This window comes from Sulfitobacter geojensis, assembly GCF_000622325.1.
In the GTDB taxonomy this organism is placed as follows: domain Bacteria; phylum Pseudomonadota; class Alphaproteobacteria; order Rhodobacterales; family Rhodobacteraceae; genus Sulfitobacter; species Sulfitobacter geojensis.
On the sequence record NZ_JASE01000005.1, the window covers coordinates 1,060,511 to 1,078,849 of the forward strand.

Consider the following 18,339-nt stretch of genomic DNA (forward strand, 5'->3'; position numbering starts at 1 on the left):
ATGACGATGGAAAATTCACGTTCGATTGAGGCGCGCCGACTGTGTGCACTGGCCCCGATTATTCCGGTACTGGTAGTGCATGACGTGACCCACGCACGGCCCCTGGCCGAAGCATTGGTGCGCGGCGGCCTGCCTGTTCTTGAGGTGACATTGCGCACCCCTGCCGCCCTTGACGTGATTGCGGAGATGGCAAAGGTCGAAGGCGGCTACGCCGGTGCCGGCACTTTGGTTACAGCGGATGATGTTGCCGCAGCGGTCAAAGCGGGCGCGCAGTTTGGCGTATCTCCGGGGGCGACTGATGCATTGCTGGACGCTACCGAAGCAGCAGGTTTGCCGATGCTTCCGGGTGCTGCGACAGCATCAGAAGCGATGGCGCTTTTGGCGCGCGGCTATGATGTGCAAAAATTCTTTCCTGCCGAAGCTTCGGGCGGGGTCGGTGCGTTAAAGGGCATCGGTGGCCCACTGCCGCAGATCACTTTCTGTCCGACCGGCGGCATCAACCCCGACAATGCGCAAAGCTATTTGTCGCAGCCAAATGTGATTTGCGCAGGCGGCAGCTGGGTCGCCCCCAATGATCTGATCACCGCAGGGAAATGGGACGAGATCGAAGCCCTTGCCCGCGCCGCCAGTCAGCTGGGCCAGCCGTCTTAATCGGTAGAAAGCCGGGCGTCGGCACAAAACTGGATCGCATGGTCGATGGACCGGTTGGACCCTGCCGTGCGCAGCGCCGCCGCGGTGCTGAACACGGATGCGGGGACTTCTGGCGCGCCCCCGCGATGATCCCGCCTGCGAACCGCTTGTTATGTGGCGCTTTGCGCTGGACTGTCCTGTTGATCGCGGTTTCTAATTGAGCCGCAGCAATCGGGAGGCCGCAATGTTTTTAAAGAACGCATGGTACGTCGCGGCGTGGGATCACGAGATCACCCGTGCGCTTCAGCAAATCATTGTTTTGGGCGAAAAGATTTGTGTCTTCCGGTCTGAAAGCGGCGAATTGGTCGCGCTGGAAGATGCCTGTCCCCACCGAAAGCTGCCGCTGTCCAAGGGACGCATCAAGGGGGACACGGTCGAATGTGGCTATCACGGGCTGACCTTTGATTGTGCGGGCCAATGTGTTTGGGCACCGGGAACGGGGCGTATTCCGTCGCAGGCCCGTGTCCATGCTTATCCTCTGCATGAAAAATACGGGTTGGTCTGGATATGGATGGGCAATCCGGCATTGGCCGATCCGCATGATATTTTCGAGATCGAACACTATGACGATCCCGCGTGGGGCATCAACCGTGGGGCGGCAATGGAACTGGACTGCAATTATCTGTTGATGTGCGATAACCTGCTGGACCCCACGCATGTGGCGTGGGTGCATGCCAGCAGCTTTGGACAATCGGCGACCAAAGACGCGCCGCTGCGGGTCAGTAAAACGGATGACGGGGTGATCGTGCACCGCTGGATGATGGACGTCGAACCGGCCCCGTTTTACAAAAAGGTTATCGGTTTTTCCGGCAATTGCGACCGCTTGCAGCATTACGAAGTACGCTACCCCTCACATGCACTGATCAAAGCGGTCTTTACGCCGGCCGGAACGGGTGGGCCAGACGGGCCACTGCACGAGGATGTGTTCATCATGGACAGCTATAATTTCATGACCCCCACAACCGAAGGCCAGACACGGTATTACTGGTTTCAACTGCGTAACATCCGCCCTGACGATGCGGCATTGTCCCAGCTGATGAGTGATGACGTGCAGCACGCCTTTGAAGAGGACCGTGCCGTGCTGAATGCGGTGCAAGAGGGCATGAGCGACAAGCGATCGCCCCATATCGATCTGCCGATTGATGCGGGACAGCTGCGGTTCCGGCGGCAATTGCAGGCGATGATCAACGAAGAACAGCAGGTTGATCGCCAGATGGCAGAGTGAGGGTTAGTCGAACTGCGTGCGGTCGGGGCCGGTGAAATACTCCATCAGGGCCGCTTGATCTTCGCCGCCCAGACCGGCGGCCGTCAGCATCCGGTGCACTTCGGCGCAAAGGGCAGTCAAGGGCATCGAGGTATGTGTGCGCCGTGCCAGATCCTGCGCGCCGTTCAGGTCTTTGACCATATTGTCGATGCGTCCCGTGCGGCGGTAATCCTTGGTCGCAAAGCGCGGCATATATTCTTGCAAAATCGCGCTGTCCGCGCGCCCGCCTTTCAGGGCCACAGGCACTTTGGCCGCATCGACACCCGCGTCCAGCGCCAGTTGGGTGGCTTCGGCCACGGCCATAAAGTTCAACCCGCATAGCACCTGATTGATCAACTTGGTCGTCTGGCCTGCGCCGACAGGGCCCATGTGGGTGTAGTTGCTGGCCAGATATTGCAGCACATTGTGCGCGTCTTTGACATCTGGGGCCGTGCCACCGGCCATCAGGGTCAGCTCGCCGCTCAACGCCTTGGGCGCGCCACCCGATAGGGGGCTGTCGACCCAACGCAACCCTTTCTCTGCGGCCTTGTTCCCCATCGCCTTGGTCGCTTCGGGATCAATGGAGGACATGTCGATGATCAGGGTCCCCTTTTTCGCACCCTCCGCCACGCCACCCGCGCCGAAAATGGCGATCTCAACGATGTGGGGCGCATTGAGGCTGGTGATGACATAATCGCAGGGCGCTGCGGCTTCGGCGGCACTTGCCGCCGCGCTTGCCCCAAGCTTCACAAGGTCCGCCACCTTTTCAGGGTCCAGATCAAAGACGGTCAGGTTTTGGCCGGTCGCTAACAACCGCCGTCCGATTGCGCCGCCCATGGTACCAGCGCCAATCAATGCGATATTTAGAGGCATGTTCATGTTTCCGGTTTTGTCACAAGGACGCAGTGATGCCGCCGTCCACGAATACCGTGGTGCCGTTCACGAAGGAAGAGGCGGCAGAGGAGAGGAAAATGCAGGTGCCGACCAATTCATCGACATTGCCCCAGCGCCCCGCAGGGGTGCGTTTGGATAGCCAGTCGGTAAAGTCGGGGTCATCTACCAGGGCTTTGTTCAGGGGGGTGTCGAAATATCCGGGGGCCAGCCCGTTGCATTGCAGCCCGTGTTTCGCCCAATCCGTCGCCATGCCTTTGGTCAGGTTCGCAACAGCGCCTTTGGTGGCCGTATAGGGCGCGATGCCCGGACGGGCGAGGGCGGTCTGCACGGAACATATGTTCACAATCTTACCGGCACCGCGTTTGATCATGTGATTGGCGCAAGCTTGGCCGACGTGAAAGACCGAAGCCACATTGGTCTGCAACAATCGCTCAAAAGCGTCGGCAGGGAAATCTTCCAGCGGGGCGCGGTGCTGCATGCCTGCATTATTGACCAGAATATCAATCGCGCCTGTCTCGGCTTCGAACCCGTCGACCGCCGCACGCACCGCGATATGATCTGTGGCATCAAACGCGAGTTCGTGAATGGTGCAACCTTCGCCGCGCAACACCTCTGCCGCAGTGGCCAGCTTGTTCGCATCACGTCCGTTCAACACGATTTCCGCCCCTGCAGCGGCAAGTCCACGCGCCAAGGCAAATCCGATCCCTTGGGAGGAGCCGGTAATCAAGGCACGTTTGCCGGTGAGGTCAAATAGGTTCAGGCTCATGGCGTTCCTAACGGTCTCGACAATTTATGGATCCCATGTTTCTGTTATCGGTAACAACCAAAGTCAACGGTGTTCCGGTGGGGCGATCCTGTTGGGCAATGTGGTGAACGCAGCGCCCGGTCGAAAACGGGCAGGGGAGAAAATGCTATGAAATCTATTGTGATCCACGCTCCCAAAGACCTGCGTATCGAGGCGCAGCCGGTTGAAACACCGCAAGCGGGACAGGTGCAAATCCGGCTTGCTGCGGGGGGGATTTGCGGGTCCGACCTGCATTACTTCAACCACGGTGGATTTGGCGATATTCGCCTGAAAGAACCGATGGTATTGGGCCATGAGGTGTCCGGTCATATCATGGCGCTGGGCGCTGGCGTCACCGAATTGCACGAAGGACAACTGGTTGCCGTGTCTCCATCGCGGCCCTGCGGGCGATGCAAGTATTGTGACGCGGCAATGTTCAATCACTGTCTAAACATGCGATTTTATGGTTCGGCCATGCCATTTCCGCATATTCAGGGTGCCTTTCGACAGTTGCTGGTGGCAGAGGCGTCGCAATGCGCAGTCGCAGACGGGTTAAGCGCCGGCGAGGCCGCGATGGCAGAACCGCTTGCCGTCTGTTTGCATGCCGTGCGCCGCGCGGGGCCTTTGCTGGGCAAATCGGTTCTGGTGACAGGATGCGGACCCATAGGCGTGTTGTGCATTCTGGCCGCGCGCCGCGCCGGTGCGGATTTGATTGTTGCGACCGATCTGGGTGATTTCACATTGGGGATGGCAAAACAGGCGGGGGCGGATATCACCGTCAACATGGCGCAGAACGCGGATCAATTGGCAGCTTACGGCGCGGACAAGGGACATTTCGATGTGCTATTTGAATGCTCCGGCGCGGCGCAGGCTTTGACCGCTGCTGTGCCCACGATGCGGCCGGGCGGTACGATCCTTCAACTGGGATTGGGGGGCGATATGACCTTGCCGGTGCAGGCAATGACGGCCAAGGAGCTTTCGCTGAAGGGGTCGTTCCGTTTTCACGAAGAGTTTCACACCGGGGTCAGCCTGATGCAAAAAGGATTGATCGATGTGAAGCCCCTGATCACCCACAGTTTTGCATTGGATCAGGCCGTTGAAGCCTTTGAAACTGCAGGCGATCGAAGTCGCGCAATGAAAGCGCAGATTACTTTTTCATAAGACGCCTGAAGCACCGGTTGCCGACGGGTGCATCGCGGAACGGGGCTGTTTTAACAGTGGCCGGATCGGGTGGAGATCGCTGCGGCGACTGCGTGCTGGCCCCGCGCCACTTCGGTGGGGGCGTTTGGCGCAGCGTCACTTAAATATGAACACGGCCATTCCCCAAGATGTGTTGACTTAACAAAGCCATTCTCTCTATCCTGATCCACAGAGCGGAACGCCGTTTCAAAAACGCGTAACCGCCACACCCGCCACCCCGCGCAAGCGGATGGGAGGTCGGGAATTTTATGGGAGGACGATCATGAACTATTTTACATCTGCAATTGCTGTTTTGGGCCTGTCGGGGTCGATGGCAATGGCGGCGGACTTTGAGCTGCCAAAGCAAATGAGCTGGACGGCCTACGGGACCGGATCCGCGGGTTATAACCAAGCGGTTGCGATTGGTGCTGCGCTGCAGGATGCGGCGGGCGTAAACCTGCGCGTGCTGCCGGGCAAGAATGATGTGTCACGCACCGAGCCGCTGCGTCAGGGACGTGTGCAGTTTTCGGCGACCGGTGTCGGCGGCAGCTTTATGGCACAGGAAGGTGTCTTTGATTTCGGCGCGGAAAACTGGGGCCCTCAGCCGGTGCGCGTTTTGATGGCCAACAACGGCGGTGCGATCAACCTTGCGGTTGGTGTGGCGGGTGATCTGGGGATCAAAACTTACGCGGATCTCAAGGGCAAGCGCGTGGCCTATATCGTGGGTGCGCCTGCACTGAACGTGAATACCGAAGCATATCTGGCCTACGCCGGTCTGACATGGGACGATGTCGAACGTGTTGATTTCGGCGGCTATGGCGCAAGCTGGAATGGCGTGATCGAAGGTCAGGTAGATGCCGCATTTGCGGCGACCAATTCGGGCAAAACCTATGAGGCCGAAGCCGGCCCGCGCGGTTTGTTCTGGCCCCCGATTGATCCGGCGGACACCGAGGGTTTCAAGCGCATGACCGATATTGCGCCCTTCTTTCAGATCAACAAAGCCAAAGTCGGTGCGGGCATCGACGGCACCGACGGCCATCAGGGGGCCGGTTACGCCTATCCTGTATTGACCGCGATGGAAGCGACCGAGGCGGATCTGGTTTACAACATGACCAAGGCGATGGTGGAGCTGTTTCCCGAGTATGACGGCAATTCACCGGGTATCGGCGGCTGGGCGATGGACAAGCAGAATATGGAATGGGTTGTTCCCTACCACGAGGGCGCGATCCGCTATTACACAGAGGTTGGTGTCTGGAACGATTCTGCACAGGCGCATAACGACAATCTGATTGCACGTCAGGAAGCATTGGCCGCGGCGTGGGAAGCAACCAAAGCAGCAGCACCCGCCGATTGGGAAGCCGCATGGGGCGACGCACGCCGCAAAGCTTTGGCCGATGGCGGTTTTGCCGTCGTATTTTGATCTTTCCTAGTTGATGTAAACCGGCCGGTGTCCGCATCGGCCGGTTTACGCTTTGTTGTTCCAGATAAGAGTGCCCTCATGACAGATCAGAACGCGCAAACTCCTTTGCCTAAAGGAGTTGAACAGGTTGCCATAGACGGTGGCACCCCATCCGAACGTATCGCGGGGCCAGCGCGCTGGGTCGTGGTGGCGGGCACGCTTTTCTCGTTGATTTTGGTGATCAACCAGCTTTTCAACTTGCAGATTCTAGGCATCGTCCTGATCGAAGGACGATACCTCTATATCCTTGGTGGCCTTTTTCTGGCCCTTAGCTTTCTTATTTTCCAGATGCGCGGTGGCAAGGGCGGTGTGCCGTCCCTACTGGATTGGGCGCTGTTCGCTTTGGCTTTGGCCTGTACCGGCTATCTGGCGCAAACAGCCCAAACCAATTTGTCGCAGGGCTGGGAATATGCGGCACCCCAGACTGCGCAATATGTCTCGGTTGTGTTCTTCTTTCTGATCCTCGAAGCGACGCGGCGGGCAGGCGGTTTGGTCCTGTTTCTGATCGTTTGCTTCTTTGCATTCTACCCGACTTTTGCAGGCCATGTGCCGGATCCGTTTTCGGGTTTTCAAAGCACCTTCATGCAAACTGTGCCCTATCACGTCTTCTCTGCCGAAAGCTCCTTTGGCATTCCGATGAAGGCTTTTGGCGGTGTGGTGATCGGTTTCATCCTGTTTGGCGCTGTGCTGCAACGCACCGGTGGCGGGCAATTCTTTAACGACCTCGCACTTGGGCTTGTCGGCGGGTATCGCGGCGGCGCAGCCAAGGTGTCCATTTTTGCCAGTGGTTTCATGGGGTCGATGTCCGGCTCTGTTATTTCGAACGTGCTGACGACCGGTGCTGTGTCCATTCCCGCCATGCGCAAAACCGGCTTCAGCGCGAAAACCGCCGCCGCGACGGAGGCCTGCGCCTCCACCGGCGGGGTGTTGATGCCGCCGATCATGGGGGCCACGGCGTTTATCATGGCGTCGTTCCTGTCGCGCCCTTATGTGGAAATCGCCCTTGCTGCGGCGATCCCAAGTATCCTGTTTTACTGGGGGCTGTTCACCGGCATCGACGCCTATGCCGCCAAACGTGGCCTGCGCGGTCTGCCGCGACCGGACTTGCCGCGTCTTAAGGAAGTGATGAAAGAGGGCTGGCCCTATATCTTTGTCTTCGCGCTGCTACTTTATATGATGATCGGCCTGCGTCAGGAATCTTCGGCACCGTTTTACGCTACCGCACTGTTGCTCTTGGTAAACCAGTTCCGTGCGCGGTTCCGGCTGAACAAACAGCGTTTGGGCAATATGATCGTGGGTGTCGGCATGGGGCTGGCAGAGCTGACCGCGATCCTGCTTGGCGTCGGTCTGATTGTCGGGTCGTTTTCGGCCACGGGCCTTGCGGGCACGCTGGTGAACGAACTGGTGTTTATGGCCGGTGACAACACGTTGGTGTTGTTGTTGATGGGCGCGATGACCGCGTTTATCTTTGGCATGGGGATGACGGTGACGGCTTGTTATATTTTCCTTGCCGTCGTCCTTGCGCCCGCGCTCGAAGCGGGTGGACTGAACACTCTCGCGGTGCATCTGTTCATCCTTTACTGGGGGATGGTCAGCTATATCACGCCGCCGGTTGCCCTCGGGGCTTTTGCCGCCTCGACCATGGCTGGCTCCAATCCGATTGCGACAGGGTTCGAGGCCATGCGCCTTGGCGGTGTGATTTACATCGCGCCGTTCTTCTTTGTGCTGAATCCGGCGCTGATCGGGCAGGCCCCTGCGTGGGAAGTCGTGGTCGCCTTGAGCTGTGCCATGATCGGTGTCGCGATGATTTCATCCGCCCTGCAAGGCTACATCAGCCTGATCGGCCCGCTTGAAGGGGCCAGCGGCATGCCGCTGCGCATCCTTTTGTTCTGTGGTGGTGTTTTGATCGCGATGCCGCAGACCGGTTTGGTCAGCCTCGGCTACGCCTCCTCTTTCCTGATCGGGGCTGTCCTGTGCGCCCTGCCAATGTTCACCGCCTGGCGGAGTAATGCCGCGGGCCCAAACCCAACCTGAGAGTTATGATCCCGATTACGCCACCACATTCCGACACACCGCCCACCGAAACCATCGTCGCCCGCATTCGGACCAACGCCGCTGCTCATCCCGAGCAGGTTGCGCTGGTTTGTGGCGACACCTCTGTGACATGGGGGGCTTTTGATCGCCGCATCAACCGCATTGCGAACCTGTTGCTTGCAAAAGGGCTGCGCAAGGGCGACAATATTGCTGTCATCTCGGCCAACTCCATCGCTTATGCTGAATTGTTTATGGGCATTCTGCGGGCAGGGGGGTGTGTCACGCCGCTGTCGTCCATGGCGTCACCGGATGCGTTGCAAAAGATGTTGACCGATTGCGGTGCCAAGGCGATTTTCGTAGCACAGCAATATCTTGATCTGGTTTCAGGCTTCGTTAGCGATCTGCCGCTCGACCGCTATGCGATTGATTTCGAACACGCGGATTTCACGGCCTATGACACCGCGTTGGCGGGCGCGGCGGACAGTGATCCGATGGTCGCAATTGAAATGTCGGATGCGTTCAACCTGATCTATTCTTCCGGCACCACGGGCACACCCAAGGGCATCCTGCACAATCACTGGATGCGCGCGGCGCAAATGGATCGCGTGACGCCGAACGGGTATGACGACAATGCCCGCACGCTGATTTCGACACCGCTTTATTCCAACACGACAATCGTTGCGTTCCTGCCGACCTTGTTTGGCGGATCGACCGTTTATCTGATGCCCAAGTTCGACGCGCGCGCATATCTGGAAATCGTTCAGCGCGAAAAAATCACCCACACGATGTTGGTGCCAGTGCAATATAAACGCATCATGGATGTGCCTGATTTCGATACCTTTGACCTATCGTCGATGCGGGTAAAGTTTTCGACATCGGCCCCGTTGCGCGCGGATGTAAAAAAAGACGTGTTGGCCCGCTTTCCCGGTCGCTTGCTGGAATATTACGGTCTGACCGAAGGCGGCGGTGTGACCGTACTGGCGGCCGATGAATTCCCGACCAAACTGCATACCGTGGGGAAACTGGCCCCTGGCAACGACATTCGCCTGATCGACACGTCGGGCAAGGAAGTCGCGCAGGGCGAGGTTGGTGAGATTTGCGGGCGCGGTCCGACGATGATGGCGGGATATTTCGGTCGCGACGACCTTACTGCCGAATACATCTGGCGCGACGCGCAAGGGCAGATCTATTTCCGCTCAGGCGACATGGGGTATTTTGACGAAGACGGATTCTTGATCCTGTCGGATCGCAAAAAGGACATGATTATTTCGGGCGGGCTGAACATCTACGCCAATGATCTGGAGCTGGTGTTGTTGCAGGACGCGGACGTCACCGACGCGGCAGTCATCGGCGTGCCCTCAGAGGCTTGGGGCGAAACGCCCTTGGGCCTTGTGGTGTGCCGTGCCGGAGCGACGCGGACAGCAGACGAAATTCTGGCCGAAGCGAACACGCGGCTGGGCAAAAGCCAGCGCCTGTCCAACATCGAAATCCGCGACACGCTGCCGCGCAGCACCATTGGCAAGATCCTCAAGAAAGACTTGCGCGCGCCCTACTGGGACAAAGAAACATCGTGAAAGGCAAACCAATGACAGACCCTAAAATGAATGGCGCCGAAAGCCTTGTTCACACTCTTTTGGCCAATGACGTGAACGTTTGTTTCACCAATCCGGGCACCTCGGAAATGCACTTTGTTGCGGCCCTTGACCATATCCCGGGCATGCGTTCGATCCTTGCGTTGCAAGAGGGCGTCGCGACCGGTGCGGCGGACGGGTATTACCGCATGGCGGGCAAACCGGCCTCGACCTTGCTGCACCTCGGGCCGGGGCTGGCCAATGGCTTGTCCAACCTGCACAACGCGAAAAAGGCGGGGTCCGGCGTGGTGAATATTGTGGGCGAACATGCCTCTACCCATATTGAGCTGGACGCGCCGCTGACCTCGGACATCGAAGGGATCGCGCGGCCGGTGTCGCATTGGGTACACACTTCGCATTCTGCGGCCACCGTGGGGGCGGATGCGGCGAAAGCGGTGCAGGCATCAATGACAGCACCGGGCCAGATTGCGACGTTGGTCTTGCCAAGTGACACAGCATGGAACGAAGGTGGCGTGCCACAGGATGCTGTTGATCTGCCGGCACCTGCGCCCTTTGACGAAAGCCAGCTTGCGCAGGCCATCGATGCCCTTGATGGCCCTGAAACCCTGTTGTTGCTGGGCGGTGGGGCGCTGACCGAAAGCAATCTGGAAACCGCTGGGCGTATCGCTGCGAAAACCGGTTGTAAAATCCTGTCGGAGTGGTCGAACGCCCGTCTGGAACGCGGCGCAGGGCGCGTTTTCGTGGGGCGTGTGCCTTATCCTATCGACATTGCGCTCAAGGTGCTGGAGCCCTTTAAACGTATCGTTCTGATTGGTGCACGGGCCCCCATCGGGTTCTTTGCCTATCCGGGAAAACCCGCGATCCTGACCCGTGATGGGGCGGAAATAGTGAAACTTGCGGATGCCGGTGCTGACCTTGGCGCGGCCCTCACGGCCCTTTCAGAGGGGACGCAGGCAAGCGCAACACCGCCCGCCCATGTGGTCGAAGCCTCCATGCCGGAGCGCCCCGACGGCCCGATTAATCTCGATAACCTTGCGGCCCTGATCGCGCGCGCCATTCCCGAAGACGCCATTGTCGTCGATGAATCCGTGACCACCGGCCGCGCCTTTTCCCCCGCCACCAAGGGGGCACCGAAACACACGTGGCTGAACAATTGCGGCGGCTCGATCGGGTATGCCCTGCCTGCGTCAATCGGGGCGGCGGTTGCCTGTCCTGACCGCAAGGTGATGTGCCTGACAGGTGACGGGTCGGCGATGTATACGGTGCAATCGTTGTGGACGATGGCGCGTGAAAAACTGGACGTGACGATCCTTGTTTTTGCCAACCGCAGCTACCAGATTTTGCGCGGCGAGCTGACGAATGTCGGTGTTGCCAACGCAGGACCCCGTGCGGTTGACATGCTTAGCCTTGACCGGCCTGCGCTGGATTGGGTGCAAATGTCGCGCTCCATGGGCGTGGATGCGGTGCGCGTCACGGATTGCGACGGGCTGGAGGATGCGCTGGCCGACGGGCTGGCCAGCGGCGGCCCGAACCTGATCGAAGTGATGCTGTAAGTGTAGGGGGCTGGGCAGGGATGCGTTACGGTAACGCATCAAACACTTGCATCAGCCCCGCTTCATCCCCATTCAGGATCTTGTGTCAAAATTATCTGAACATACACCGCGCCCTTTGGCCGCCCTTGGGTGGTCTGATTTCTTTGATGCACAGCTGGGCGCGGATGAAACATCGCTTGCGCGTCTGCGCATTGCGACTGTGCACCGCTCGCGCCTCACGGCCGAAGGTCCGGCGGGGACGGTCAAAGTCAACCTGCCGGCGACATCGAAAACCACGGACTTCGCTGTGGGCGATTGGGTCTTGGCGGATCCTGAAACGCGCATGTTTCTGCGCCGTCTGGACCGGCATGCCTTGCTGGAGCGCAAGACGGAAGGCGCGCGGGTCCCACAGTTGATCGCGGCGAATGTCGATACTTTGTTTATTGTGACTTCCTGCAACGACGACTTTAACCCCGCGCGTCTTGAACGCTATCTGGCGCTGGCCAACGAGGCGGAGACACAGCCGGTGATCGTCCTGACCAAGGCCGATCAGGCGCGCACGGTCACGCCCTTCGAAGAACAGGCCAAGGCCTTGCAACGTGGTTTGTCTGTTGTGACTCTTAACGCGAAAACACCCGAGGCGGCGCAGATGCTGGCCCCGTGGTGCGGCCCCGGACAGACGGTGGCGCTGGTAGGGTCGTCCGGTGTGGGCAAGTCGACGTTGCTGAACACGCTGGCCAACAAAACGGGTGAGGACGCCCAAGCAACCGGCGGCATCCGCGAGGATGATGCGAAAGGGCGCCACACAACGACGGCGCGGTCCCTGCACACCACGCAGGCGGGGGGCTGTGTGATTGATACGCCGGGCATCCGCACGCTGCATCTTAGTGACGTGGCCGCAGGACTGGACGTGCTGTTTGCTGAAATCGCGGAGCTCGCCCCGGATTGCAAATTCCGCGACTGTACCCACGCCCATGAACCGGGTTGCGCGGTGCAGGCGGGGATCGCCGCAGGCAGCGTGATGCCAGACCGGTTGGAACGCTGGCGTAAACTGGCGGATGAAAATCAGGACAACACCCCGCAAACTACGGGTCCACGCGGCAACAAAAAACCGCAAGGGAAGCGCCGGAAACGCTAAGTGCTCTTTTCTTGGGGCGCGGTGAATGCGAACATGCGCCATGTCAAAGAAAACTCTGAATGCGGAAAATCTGGCAGCACTTGGCGCGGAAACCCTCGCCAATCTCCTGATCGAGGTCAGCACCGGCAGCGCCGAAATCAAACGGCGATTGCGGCTGGAACTGAGCCATAATCTGGGACCGACCGAACTGGCCCGTGATGTGCGCAAACGGCTGAATTCCATCCGGCGCTCGACCAGTTTTGTCGGCTGGCGAAGGCGCAAGGCGCTGATCAAGGATTTGACCACGCAGGCCGAGATGATCATCGGCAAGATTGCGCCAGATGCGCCTGATGTCGCTTTCGATCTGCTGTGGGAATTCGTCGATCTGGCCCCGTCGGTTTACGAACGCGTTGATGACAGCCGCGGGGATGTGGGGGACGTATTTCGCAACGCACGTGCGCAGCTTGAAGACATCGCGCCGCGTGCCGGTCTGGACCCGCAGGTCTTGGCGCTGCGGGTATGGGAGGTTATGCGCGACAACGGCTATGGTGAATTCGACGGCATCATCGGGTTGATGGCGAACACGTTGGGAACGGCGGGGCTTGATCACCTCAAGACACTGGTTACGGCCCATGCTGAAACACCCGTTGAGGAACCACAGAGCCACGCCGCCATTCAATTTCTTCGCGATTTACGCAGCAACGGTGGCAATTACGCCGAAGAGCAAAAGTCGCGTCTGATCAAGCGGTGTCTGCAAGAGATCGCCGTCGCGCAGGGCGATACCGATGCCTATGTTGCGCAATATTCTGCGGCGGAACTCGCCCGTCCGCATGTCGCGGCAGAAGTGGCCGAACTTGAACTGGGCGAAGGACGCGCCAGCGCGGCGCTGGCGGTTCTGACAGGCGCCGATCTGGATCAGCGGCGCGTGGATGATTTGCGATGGGACAGGGTTTACATCGCCTGTCTTCTTGCGCTGGACCGGTTGCCGGACGCGCAGACCCACCGATGGTCGGTATTTTGCGCTACGCTGGATCGTGACGTGTTGCGCGACTACCTGAAAGTGCTGCCGGATTTTGATGACATCGAGGTCGAGGATGAGGCCAAAGCGCATGCATTACAGTTTGAGGACATCACCACCGCGTTGTCCTTCTTCCTGGAATGGCCCGATTTGATATTCGCGGCCAAACTGGTCGAGGACCGCGCCGAAGAACTGAACGGGAACCATTACGAGTTGCTGACCCCTGCCGCGGAATCCTTGCGTGACAGGCACCCGCGGGCTGCGGTTTTGTTGTGGCGGGCGATGATTGATTATGCGCTCTCGGAGGGGCGCACCACACGATACGGCCATGCTGCCGATCATTTGATGGATTGTATCGCCGCTGATCTTGAGGTGACGGATTACGGCCGTTTCCCGCCGCATGAAGTGTTCGAGGGGTATTTGCGCGAGCGGCACAAACACAAGTCGTCGTTCTGGGCGCGGCTGCCCTAAGCTTTTTTGCGCAGGTGATAGGTGAGCGCGGCGGCAATGCAGATTCGAAGCGCTTGACCCGCGTCGCCATCTGTCGTTGAAACAAGAACTGCGCGGTTTTTGGCGTAGGCCAAAGCAGTGCCAAACTGGGCGCGGAATTCTTCGACCAGCGTGGTGTTGCAATTGAAAAACAATGCGGGCTGGCCGGACGTTTTTTCAACGCCAAGCCGTATGGTGCTGCCGGATTTGCTTTGGCTGGTCAGATAAGCGGGTTCGCCCCAGCGCAGCGCCTCTTCAATATCGCCGATGCGCGGGTCGGCTAGCGCTGCGTCAAAAATCATCTGCCGCAATCTGAGCAATCTCTCCCGATGATCAGGCGCGAATTTGTCAAAGGCGGGCGATATCTGCGCAGGGATGGCGTGCATGAATTTCCCTTTTCCGCGGGATTTCGATTGTGTTCAGTTCAAGTTTAAAGCAGCGATGCCGCTTATGAAACTTGTTTACCCGCTGATCCGAAGGAAATTCCGTAACATACTGTTAAAAATACGCTTTCTCTAACAAGTTCGTTGCGAAACCTTGTCAAACGCCCTGCAAGTGTTGCGGATGAACCGGGGCAGCTGAATGTCGTTTGTGTCGCCGCGCCACGGCTCTGGTCTGAAACCAGTGGCCGAAATGACAACGCACCGCTGTGGTGCAGGGGAGAAATCAAGAAAAAGTCTTTCATCGGCGCGCTCGCCGTTTCAACCATGCTGTCGCCAATCGCTGCAATGGCCCAAACCGAAGTGCATATCTAGCATGCTTTCACGGGGCGTCTGGGTGAACTGGTCGCCGCACAAGTCGAAGAGTTCAACGCAAGTCAGGACGACTATACCGTCGTACAGACCCACAAAGGAAACTATTCCGAAACGCTGAACGCGGGGATTGCCGCGTTTCGCGCCGGCGAACAGCCCCACATCCTGATGGTGTTCGAAGTCGGCACAGCCACGATGATGGCAGCCAAGGGCGCAATCCGTCCGGTGCATGAAGTCATGGCCAACAGCGGCGCAACGTTTGAGCCGGATGCCTATATCGGTGCTGTAAAAGGGTACTATACGTCTGCGGAGGGTGACATGTTGTCGTTGCCGTTCAACTCTTCCACACCTGTTCTTTGGGTGAACCGCGATGCGATGGAAGCTGCCGGTGTTGATCCCGATACAGACCTGTCCACATGGCAGAACGTCGGCACCACACTGGACGCGCTGAAGGCGGGGGGCGAAGATTGCCCGCTGGTCACAGCATGGCAAAGCTGGATCCACCTTGAGAACCTGTCGGCCTATCATGACGTGCCGTTCGCCAGCAAAGACAACGGTTTCGCCGGTGTCGACACAGAACTGATGCTGAACGGCGAAGCACAGGTGGCACACCTGAATGCGATGGGCCAGTGGGCCAAGGATGGCAAGTTCATCTATGCCGGCCGTCGCAACGAGGGCGGTGCGAACTTCCGCTCCGGCGAATGCGCATTGTTCACCGAAAGCTCGGCGGGTTACGCAGGGATCAAGGCCGATGCAGAGTTTGAGTTTGACGTGCGTCCGCTGCCTTATTGGGAAGGCGTTGGAAATGCGCCACAAAACACCATCATCGGTGGTGCGTCCTTGTGGGTGATGGAAGGTCATGAGGCGGAAGAATACAAAGGTGCAGGCACGTTCCTGAGCTATCTGTCCTCGTCCGATGTTCAGGCCAAATGGCATCAGGACACCGGTTACTTGCCAATCACCACGGAAGCCGGCGAAGCGACACGCGCGGCGGGTTTTTATGACGAAAACCCCGGCACCGATGTTGCGGTAATCCAGATGACCACCAACCAGCCGACGGCCAATTCCAAAGGTCTGCGTCTGGGATCGTTTGACCAGATCCGGGGCATCATCGACGAAGATCTGGAAGGTATCTGGTCGGGTGACAAGACAGCACAAAAAGCAATGGACAGCGCCAAAGAGCTTGGCGATGCATTGCTGCGCATGGTTGCGGGGCTGGAAACCGTATCGGGTGGCGAAGTGCAGATTGGCGGCCAGCGCGCCAATGACAAGGAACCGATGGACCGCGATATCGCGATGGTGTTCCAGAACTACGCGCTTTATCCGCATATGTCGGTGCGCCAGAACATGGGCTACGGGTTGAAGATTGCAAAGCTGCCCAAGGACCAGATCGAGGCCAAGGTGGTCGCGGCCGGCGTCGGGCCGGACGGACCGGTCAAGCTGGGCGTGCGGCCGGAACATCTGCTGGTGCAGGACGACGGCGCGATCCGCGTTCAGGCCAGAATGGCAGAACCACTGGGGGCAAACACATTGCTGCACGGGGCTGTCGATGCCGTAAGCGGTAATTTCACTGCCAGCCTACAAGGTGTGCATCTGATGGATCAGCCCAGCTAAGAACTGCGTTTTACCATTCAGCCGGATAAGGCACATCTGTTCGATGTGGATACCGGCCTGCGCCGCGCAACTTAACTCACGCGGGCAGAAGCGCCTTTTGCACGGCATCATCCCAACCCAAATACCAGTCCTCACCATCCTGTAGAACGGGGCGGGCCATGACCTTGGGCTGTGCGGCGATCTGTGCCTCGGCTTCGGAGGCTTTTAACCACGCGCTGAGCGCGCGGTAATCGTTTGAGGTCCGGTCCACCAACCGGTCGCCAAATTCGGCGATCATGACCGCCAATTCGTCCTCGCTCAGCGGGTCGGCGCGCACATCGCGAAAGGCGACATCTTTGCGCACCGCCTCCAGCGCCTTGCGGGCTTTTTGGCATACCGAACAGGTGCTCAGTCCGTAAATCATCATGGTGCAAATCCTTTCGGGAGTTGTCGTGCACTTTGGGTCATCGGCCAGGGCTGCGCAACAGTTTCGGTTTAGGTGACCCGCGACCCTGCGGTCACGGTAGGGGGGGCGGCGTTCAGGCTTTCGATGGCGAAACCGGCGGCGGCTTTGTAATTCGCCATAAACTGCTGCCGTTCAGTGGCGGGCATGACGGTTTCGATATCGTCGAACACACCACCGCAGCGTTCATCAAGCAGGTTCAACATGCCAAACGGGCCTGCCCCGCGATTACGCAACACCAATGCAGAAATCGGGCCGCACAGCTGCGTGTCATAGGCAGAAAGAGCAGTCGCGGTCACGCCGTGTTCCAACATCTGTGCGCCGATGACCCGTGCATCGACAATCGCTTGACTGGCACCGTTTGATCCCGTGGGATACATCGCATGGGCCGCATCGCCCATCAGGGCAACGGGGCCGTCAACCCACGTTGGAATAGGATCGCGGTCGATCATCGGGTTCTCGAATGCGCAATCCGCACGGCGCAGCATGGCAGGCACGTCCAACCAGTCATAACGGAATTGATCAAAGTGATGGATAAACCTGTCAACTTCGACAGGTCGGAACCAACCGGACTGTTGCCAGCCTTCGGCATTGTCCATCGTGACTTCGGCGATCCAGTTCACGATGCAGGTGCCATCTGCATCCGGCGGTGAAATTGGATAGATCACCATGCGATGCTGATGTGTGCCCAAGCCCACAAAGGACGATCCGGTGCGCAGCGGCTTCATGCGCACCGTGCCGCGCCACATCAATGCACCGCCCCAGTGGATAGGGGGCTGGTCGGGGTGCATCTGTGCACGAACGGTTGAATGGATGCCATCCGCGCCAATCAACAGGCGGGCCCGCAGCTGTTTGATTGTTCCGTCCTCCCTGGTGACATCAACCGTTACGCCCCCGTCGCATATCTCGTAGTTTTGCAGGCGGCGACCAAGGCGCACGGCATCCGGCCCCAACCGGTCCAGCACAGTTTGATACAGTAACATGTGAAAGGCGCCGCGGTCCGCGGCATATTGGGGCCAGTTGTATCCGGCCAATTGCCCGCGCGGTTCGGCATAGACTTCCTTGCCGTTCAACCCGACCAACGCCCATTCCCGCGCCGGCACGCCGATGCTGTCCAGCGCGTCAGCCGTGATGCCAAGATCGAACAATTCGCGCACGGCATTGGGTTGGATGTTGATGCCCACGCCCATAGGGCGCATTTCCGCGGCGCTTTCCAGCACCACGCAGGGCACGCCGATCTGGTGCAATGTCAACGCCAGTGTCAGGCCACCAATACCGCCGCCGGCGATGAGTACAGGAGTGTCAGTGGTCATATCTGTGCATCCGTTAAAATGGGAGAATGGGCATACCTGCCATTTTCGATTTATGTTTTTTGCGCCTGTCAACACAGACCTTCATAGAAAACACACCAAACCACAACGGCTTTGCAAAGAAGCGCAGGCTACCCGTGATTGGTGTATTCCGCCTGCGCCCATTGGTTAAGACCGGTGCAGACACAAC

14 protein-coding genes and 1 pseudogene are annotated in these 18,339 nt (G+C 58.8%); 10 read left to right on the forward strand and 5 right to left on the reverse strand.

Annotation, left to right across the window (positions count from 1 at the left end; genetic code table 11):
- Positions 1–6 precede the first annotated feature (6 nt).
- A complete protein-coding gene (gene eda / locus Z947_RS0107220) occupies positions 7–651 on the forward strand; it encodes a bifunctional 4-hydroxy-2-oxoglutarate aldolase/2-dehydro-3-deoxy-phosphogluconate aldolase (protein WP_420804498.1) in 645 nt (214 codons plus the stop codon).
- A 223-nt stretch (positions 652–874) separates the two neighbouring features.
- On the forward strand, positions 875–1,915 hold the full coding sequence (locus tag Z947_RS0107230) for an aromatic ring-hydroxylating dioxygenase subunit alpha (protein WP_025043640.1): 1,041 nt from the start codon (positions 875–877) through the stop codon (positions 1,913–1,915).
- Positions 1,916–1,918: 3 nt separating this feature from the next.
- On the opposite strand, the gene Z947_RS0107235 is transcribed toward Z947_RS0107230, so the two are convergent.
- Positions 1,919–2,812, reverse strand: a complete 894-nt coding sequence (locus Z947_RS0107235; RefSeq protein ID WP_025043641.1) for an NAD(P)-dependent oxidoreductase — start codon at positions 2,810–2,812, stop codon at positions 1,919–1,921.
- Between the two features lie 13 nt (positions 2,813–2,825).
- Positions 2,826–3,593 carry an SDR family oxidoreductase gene (locus tag Z947_RS0107240; RefSeq protein WP_025043642.1) on the reverse strand — a complete coding sequence of 256 codons (768 nt, stop codon included), beginning with the start codon at positions 3,591–3,593 and terminating at the stop codon, positions 2,826–2,828.
- Between the two features lie 147 nt (positions 3,594–3,740).
- Here Z947_RS0107240 and Z947_RS0107245 point away from each other — a divergent pair, with 147 nt between their 5' ends.
- The 7 genes from Z947_RS0107245 to Z947_RS0107275 all read left to right on the forward strand — a co-directional run bounded on the left by Z947_RS0107245 (position 3,741) and on the right by Z947_RS0107275 (position 14,013).
- A complete protein-coding gene (locus Z947_RS0107245; RefSeq protein ID WP_025043643.1) occupies positions 3,741–4,772 on the forward strand; it encodes an L-idonate 5-dehydrogenase in 1,032 nt (343 codons plus the stop codon).
- Between the two features lie 301 nt (positions 4,773–5,073).
- Complete coding sequence (locus tag Z947_RS0107250) at positions 5,074–6,210, forward strand: TAXI family TRAP transporter solute-binding subunit (RefSeq protein ID WP_025043644.1); 1,137 nt, start codon at positions 5,074–5,076, stop codon at positions 6,208–6,210.
- A 78-nt stretch (positions 6,211–6,288) separates the two neighbouring features.
- Entirely contained in the window at positions 6,289–8,283 is a 1,995-nt protein-coding gene (locus tag Z947_RS0107255; RefSeq protein WP_025043645.1) for a TRAP transporter permease, read from the forward strand.
- Between the two features lie 5 nt (positions 8,284–8,288).
- On the forward strand, positions 8,289–9,857 hold the full coding sequence (locus tag Z947_RS0107260; RefSeq protein WP_025043646.1) for a class I adenylate-forming enzyme family protein: 1,569 nt from the start codon (positions 8,289–8,291) through the stop codon (positions 9,855–9,857).
- A gap of 11 nt (positions 9,858–9,868) precedes the next feature.
- A complete protein-coding gene (locus Z947_RS0107265) occupies positions 9,869–11,428 on the forward strand; it encodes an acetolactate synthase large subunit (RefSeq protein WP_240477515.1) in 1,560 nt (519 codons plus the stop codon).
- A gap of 82 nt (positions 11,429–11,510) precedes the next feature.
- Complete coding sequence (gene rsgA / locus Z947_RS0107270) at positions 11,511–12,545, forward strand: ribosome small subunit-dependent GTPase A (RefSeq protein WP_240477516.1); 1,035 nt, start codon at positions 11,511–11,513, stop codon at positions 12,543–12,545.
- A gap of 40 nt (positions 12,546–12,585) precedes the next feature.
- On the forward strand, positions 12,586–14,013 hold the full coding sequence (locus tag Z947_RS0107275) for a DUF6880 family protein (RefSeq protein ID WP_025043649.1): 1,428 nt from the start codon (positions 12,586–12,588) through the stop codon (positions 14,011–14,013).
- Here the strand turns inward: Z947_RS0107275 and Z947_RS0107280 are convergent.
- On the reverse strand, positions 14,010–14,417 hold the full coding sequence (locus tag Z947_RS0107280; protein WP_025043650.1) for a DUF1801 domain-containing protein: 408 nt from the start codon (positions 14,415–14,417) through the stop codon (positions 14,010–14,012). The genes Z947_RS0107275 and Z947_RS0107280 overlap by 4 nt on opposite strands.
- Positions 14,418–14,738: 321 nt before the next feature.
- Between Z947_RS0107280 and ugpB the strand changes: the two are divergent.
- Positions 14,739–15,986: pseudogene (gene ugpB / locus Z947_RS20850) on the forward strand (sn-glycerol-3-phosphate ABC transporter substrate-binding protein UgpB); the annotation flags it as partial.
- Positions 15,987–16,473: 487 nt separating this feature from the next.
- Here the strand turns inward: ugpB and Z947_RS0107295 are convergent.
- Both Z947_RS0107295 and Z947_RS0107300 read right to left on the reverse strand, forming a co-directional pair.
- On the reverse strand, positions 16,474–16,803 hold the full coding sequence (locus Z947_RS0107295; protein WP_025043651.1) for an arsenate reductase family protein: 330 nt from the start codon (positions 16,801–16,803) through the stop codon (positions 16,474–16,476).
- A gap of 68 nt (positions 16,804–16,871) precedes the next feature.
- Complete coding sequence (locus Z947_RS0107300) at positions 16,872–18,152, reverse strand: flavin-dependent oxidoreductase (protein WP_025043652.1); 1,281 nt, start codon at positions 18,150–18,152, stop codon at positions 16,872–16,874.
- Positions 18,153–18,339 lie beyond the last annotated feature (187 nt).

Excerpts from the sequence above, each read along its gene's own strand:
- Z947_RS0107235 (WP_025043641.1), bottom strand. The coding sequence starts at position 2,812 with ATGAACATGCCTCTAAATATCGCATTGATTGGCGCTGGTACCATGGGC.
- Z947_RS0107240 (WP_025043642.1), bottom strand. The coding sequence starts at position 3,593 with ATGAGCCTGAACCTATTTGACCTCACCGGCAAACGTGCCTTGATTACC.
- Z947_RS0107260 (WP_025043646.1), top strand. The coding sequence starts at position 8,289 with ATGATCCCGATTACGCCACCACATTCCGACACACCGCCCACCGAAACC.
- Z947_RS0107265 (WP_240477515.1), top strand. The coding sequence starts at position 9,869 with ATGACAGACCCTAAAATGAATGGCGCCGAAAGCCTTGTTCACACTCTT.
- Z947_RS0107230 (WP_025043640.1), top strand. The coding sequence starts at position 875 with ATGTTTTTAAAGAACGCATGGTACGTCGCGGCGTGGGATCACGAGATC.
- Z947_RS0107250 (WP_025043644.1), top strand. The coding sequence starts at position 5,074 with ATGAACTATTTTACATCTGCAATTGCTGTTTTGGGCCTGTCGGGGTCG.
- Z947_RS0107300 (WP_025043652.1), bottom strand. The coding sequence starts at position 18,152 with ATGACCACTGACACTCCTGTACTCATCGCCGGCGGCGGTATTGGTGGC.
- Z947_RS0107280 (WP_025043650.1), bottom strand. The coding sequence starts at position 14,417 with ATGCACGCCATCCCTGCGCAGATATCGCCCGCCTTTGACAAATTCGCG.
- Z947_RS0107295 (WP_025043651.1), bottom strand. The coding sequence starts at position 16,803 with ATGATGATTTACGGACTGAGCACCTGTTCGGTATGCCAAAAAGCCCGC.
- Z947_RS0107255 (WP_025043645.1), top strand. The coding sequence starts at position 6,289 with ATGACAGATCAGAACGCGCAAACTCCTTTGCCTAAAGGAGTTGAACAG.
- Z947_RS0107275 (WP_025043649.1), top strand. The coding sequence starts at position 12,586 with ATGTCAAAGAAAACTCTGAATGCGGAAAATCTGGCAGCACTTGGCGCG.
- eda (WP_420804498.1), top strand. The coding sequence starts at position 7 with ATGGAAAATTCACGTTCGATTGAGGCGCGCCGACTGTGTGCACTGGCC.
- Z947_RS0107245 (WP_025043643.1), top strand. The coding sequence starts at position 3,741 with ATGAAATCTATTGTGATCCACGCTCCCAAAGACCTGCGTATCGAGGCG.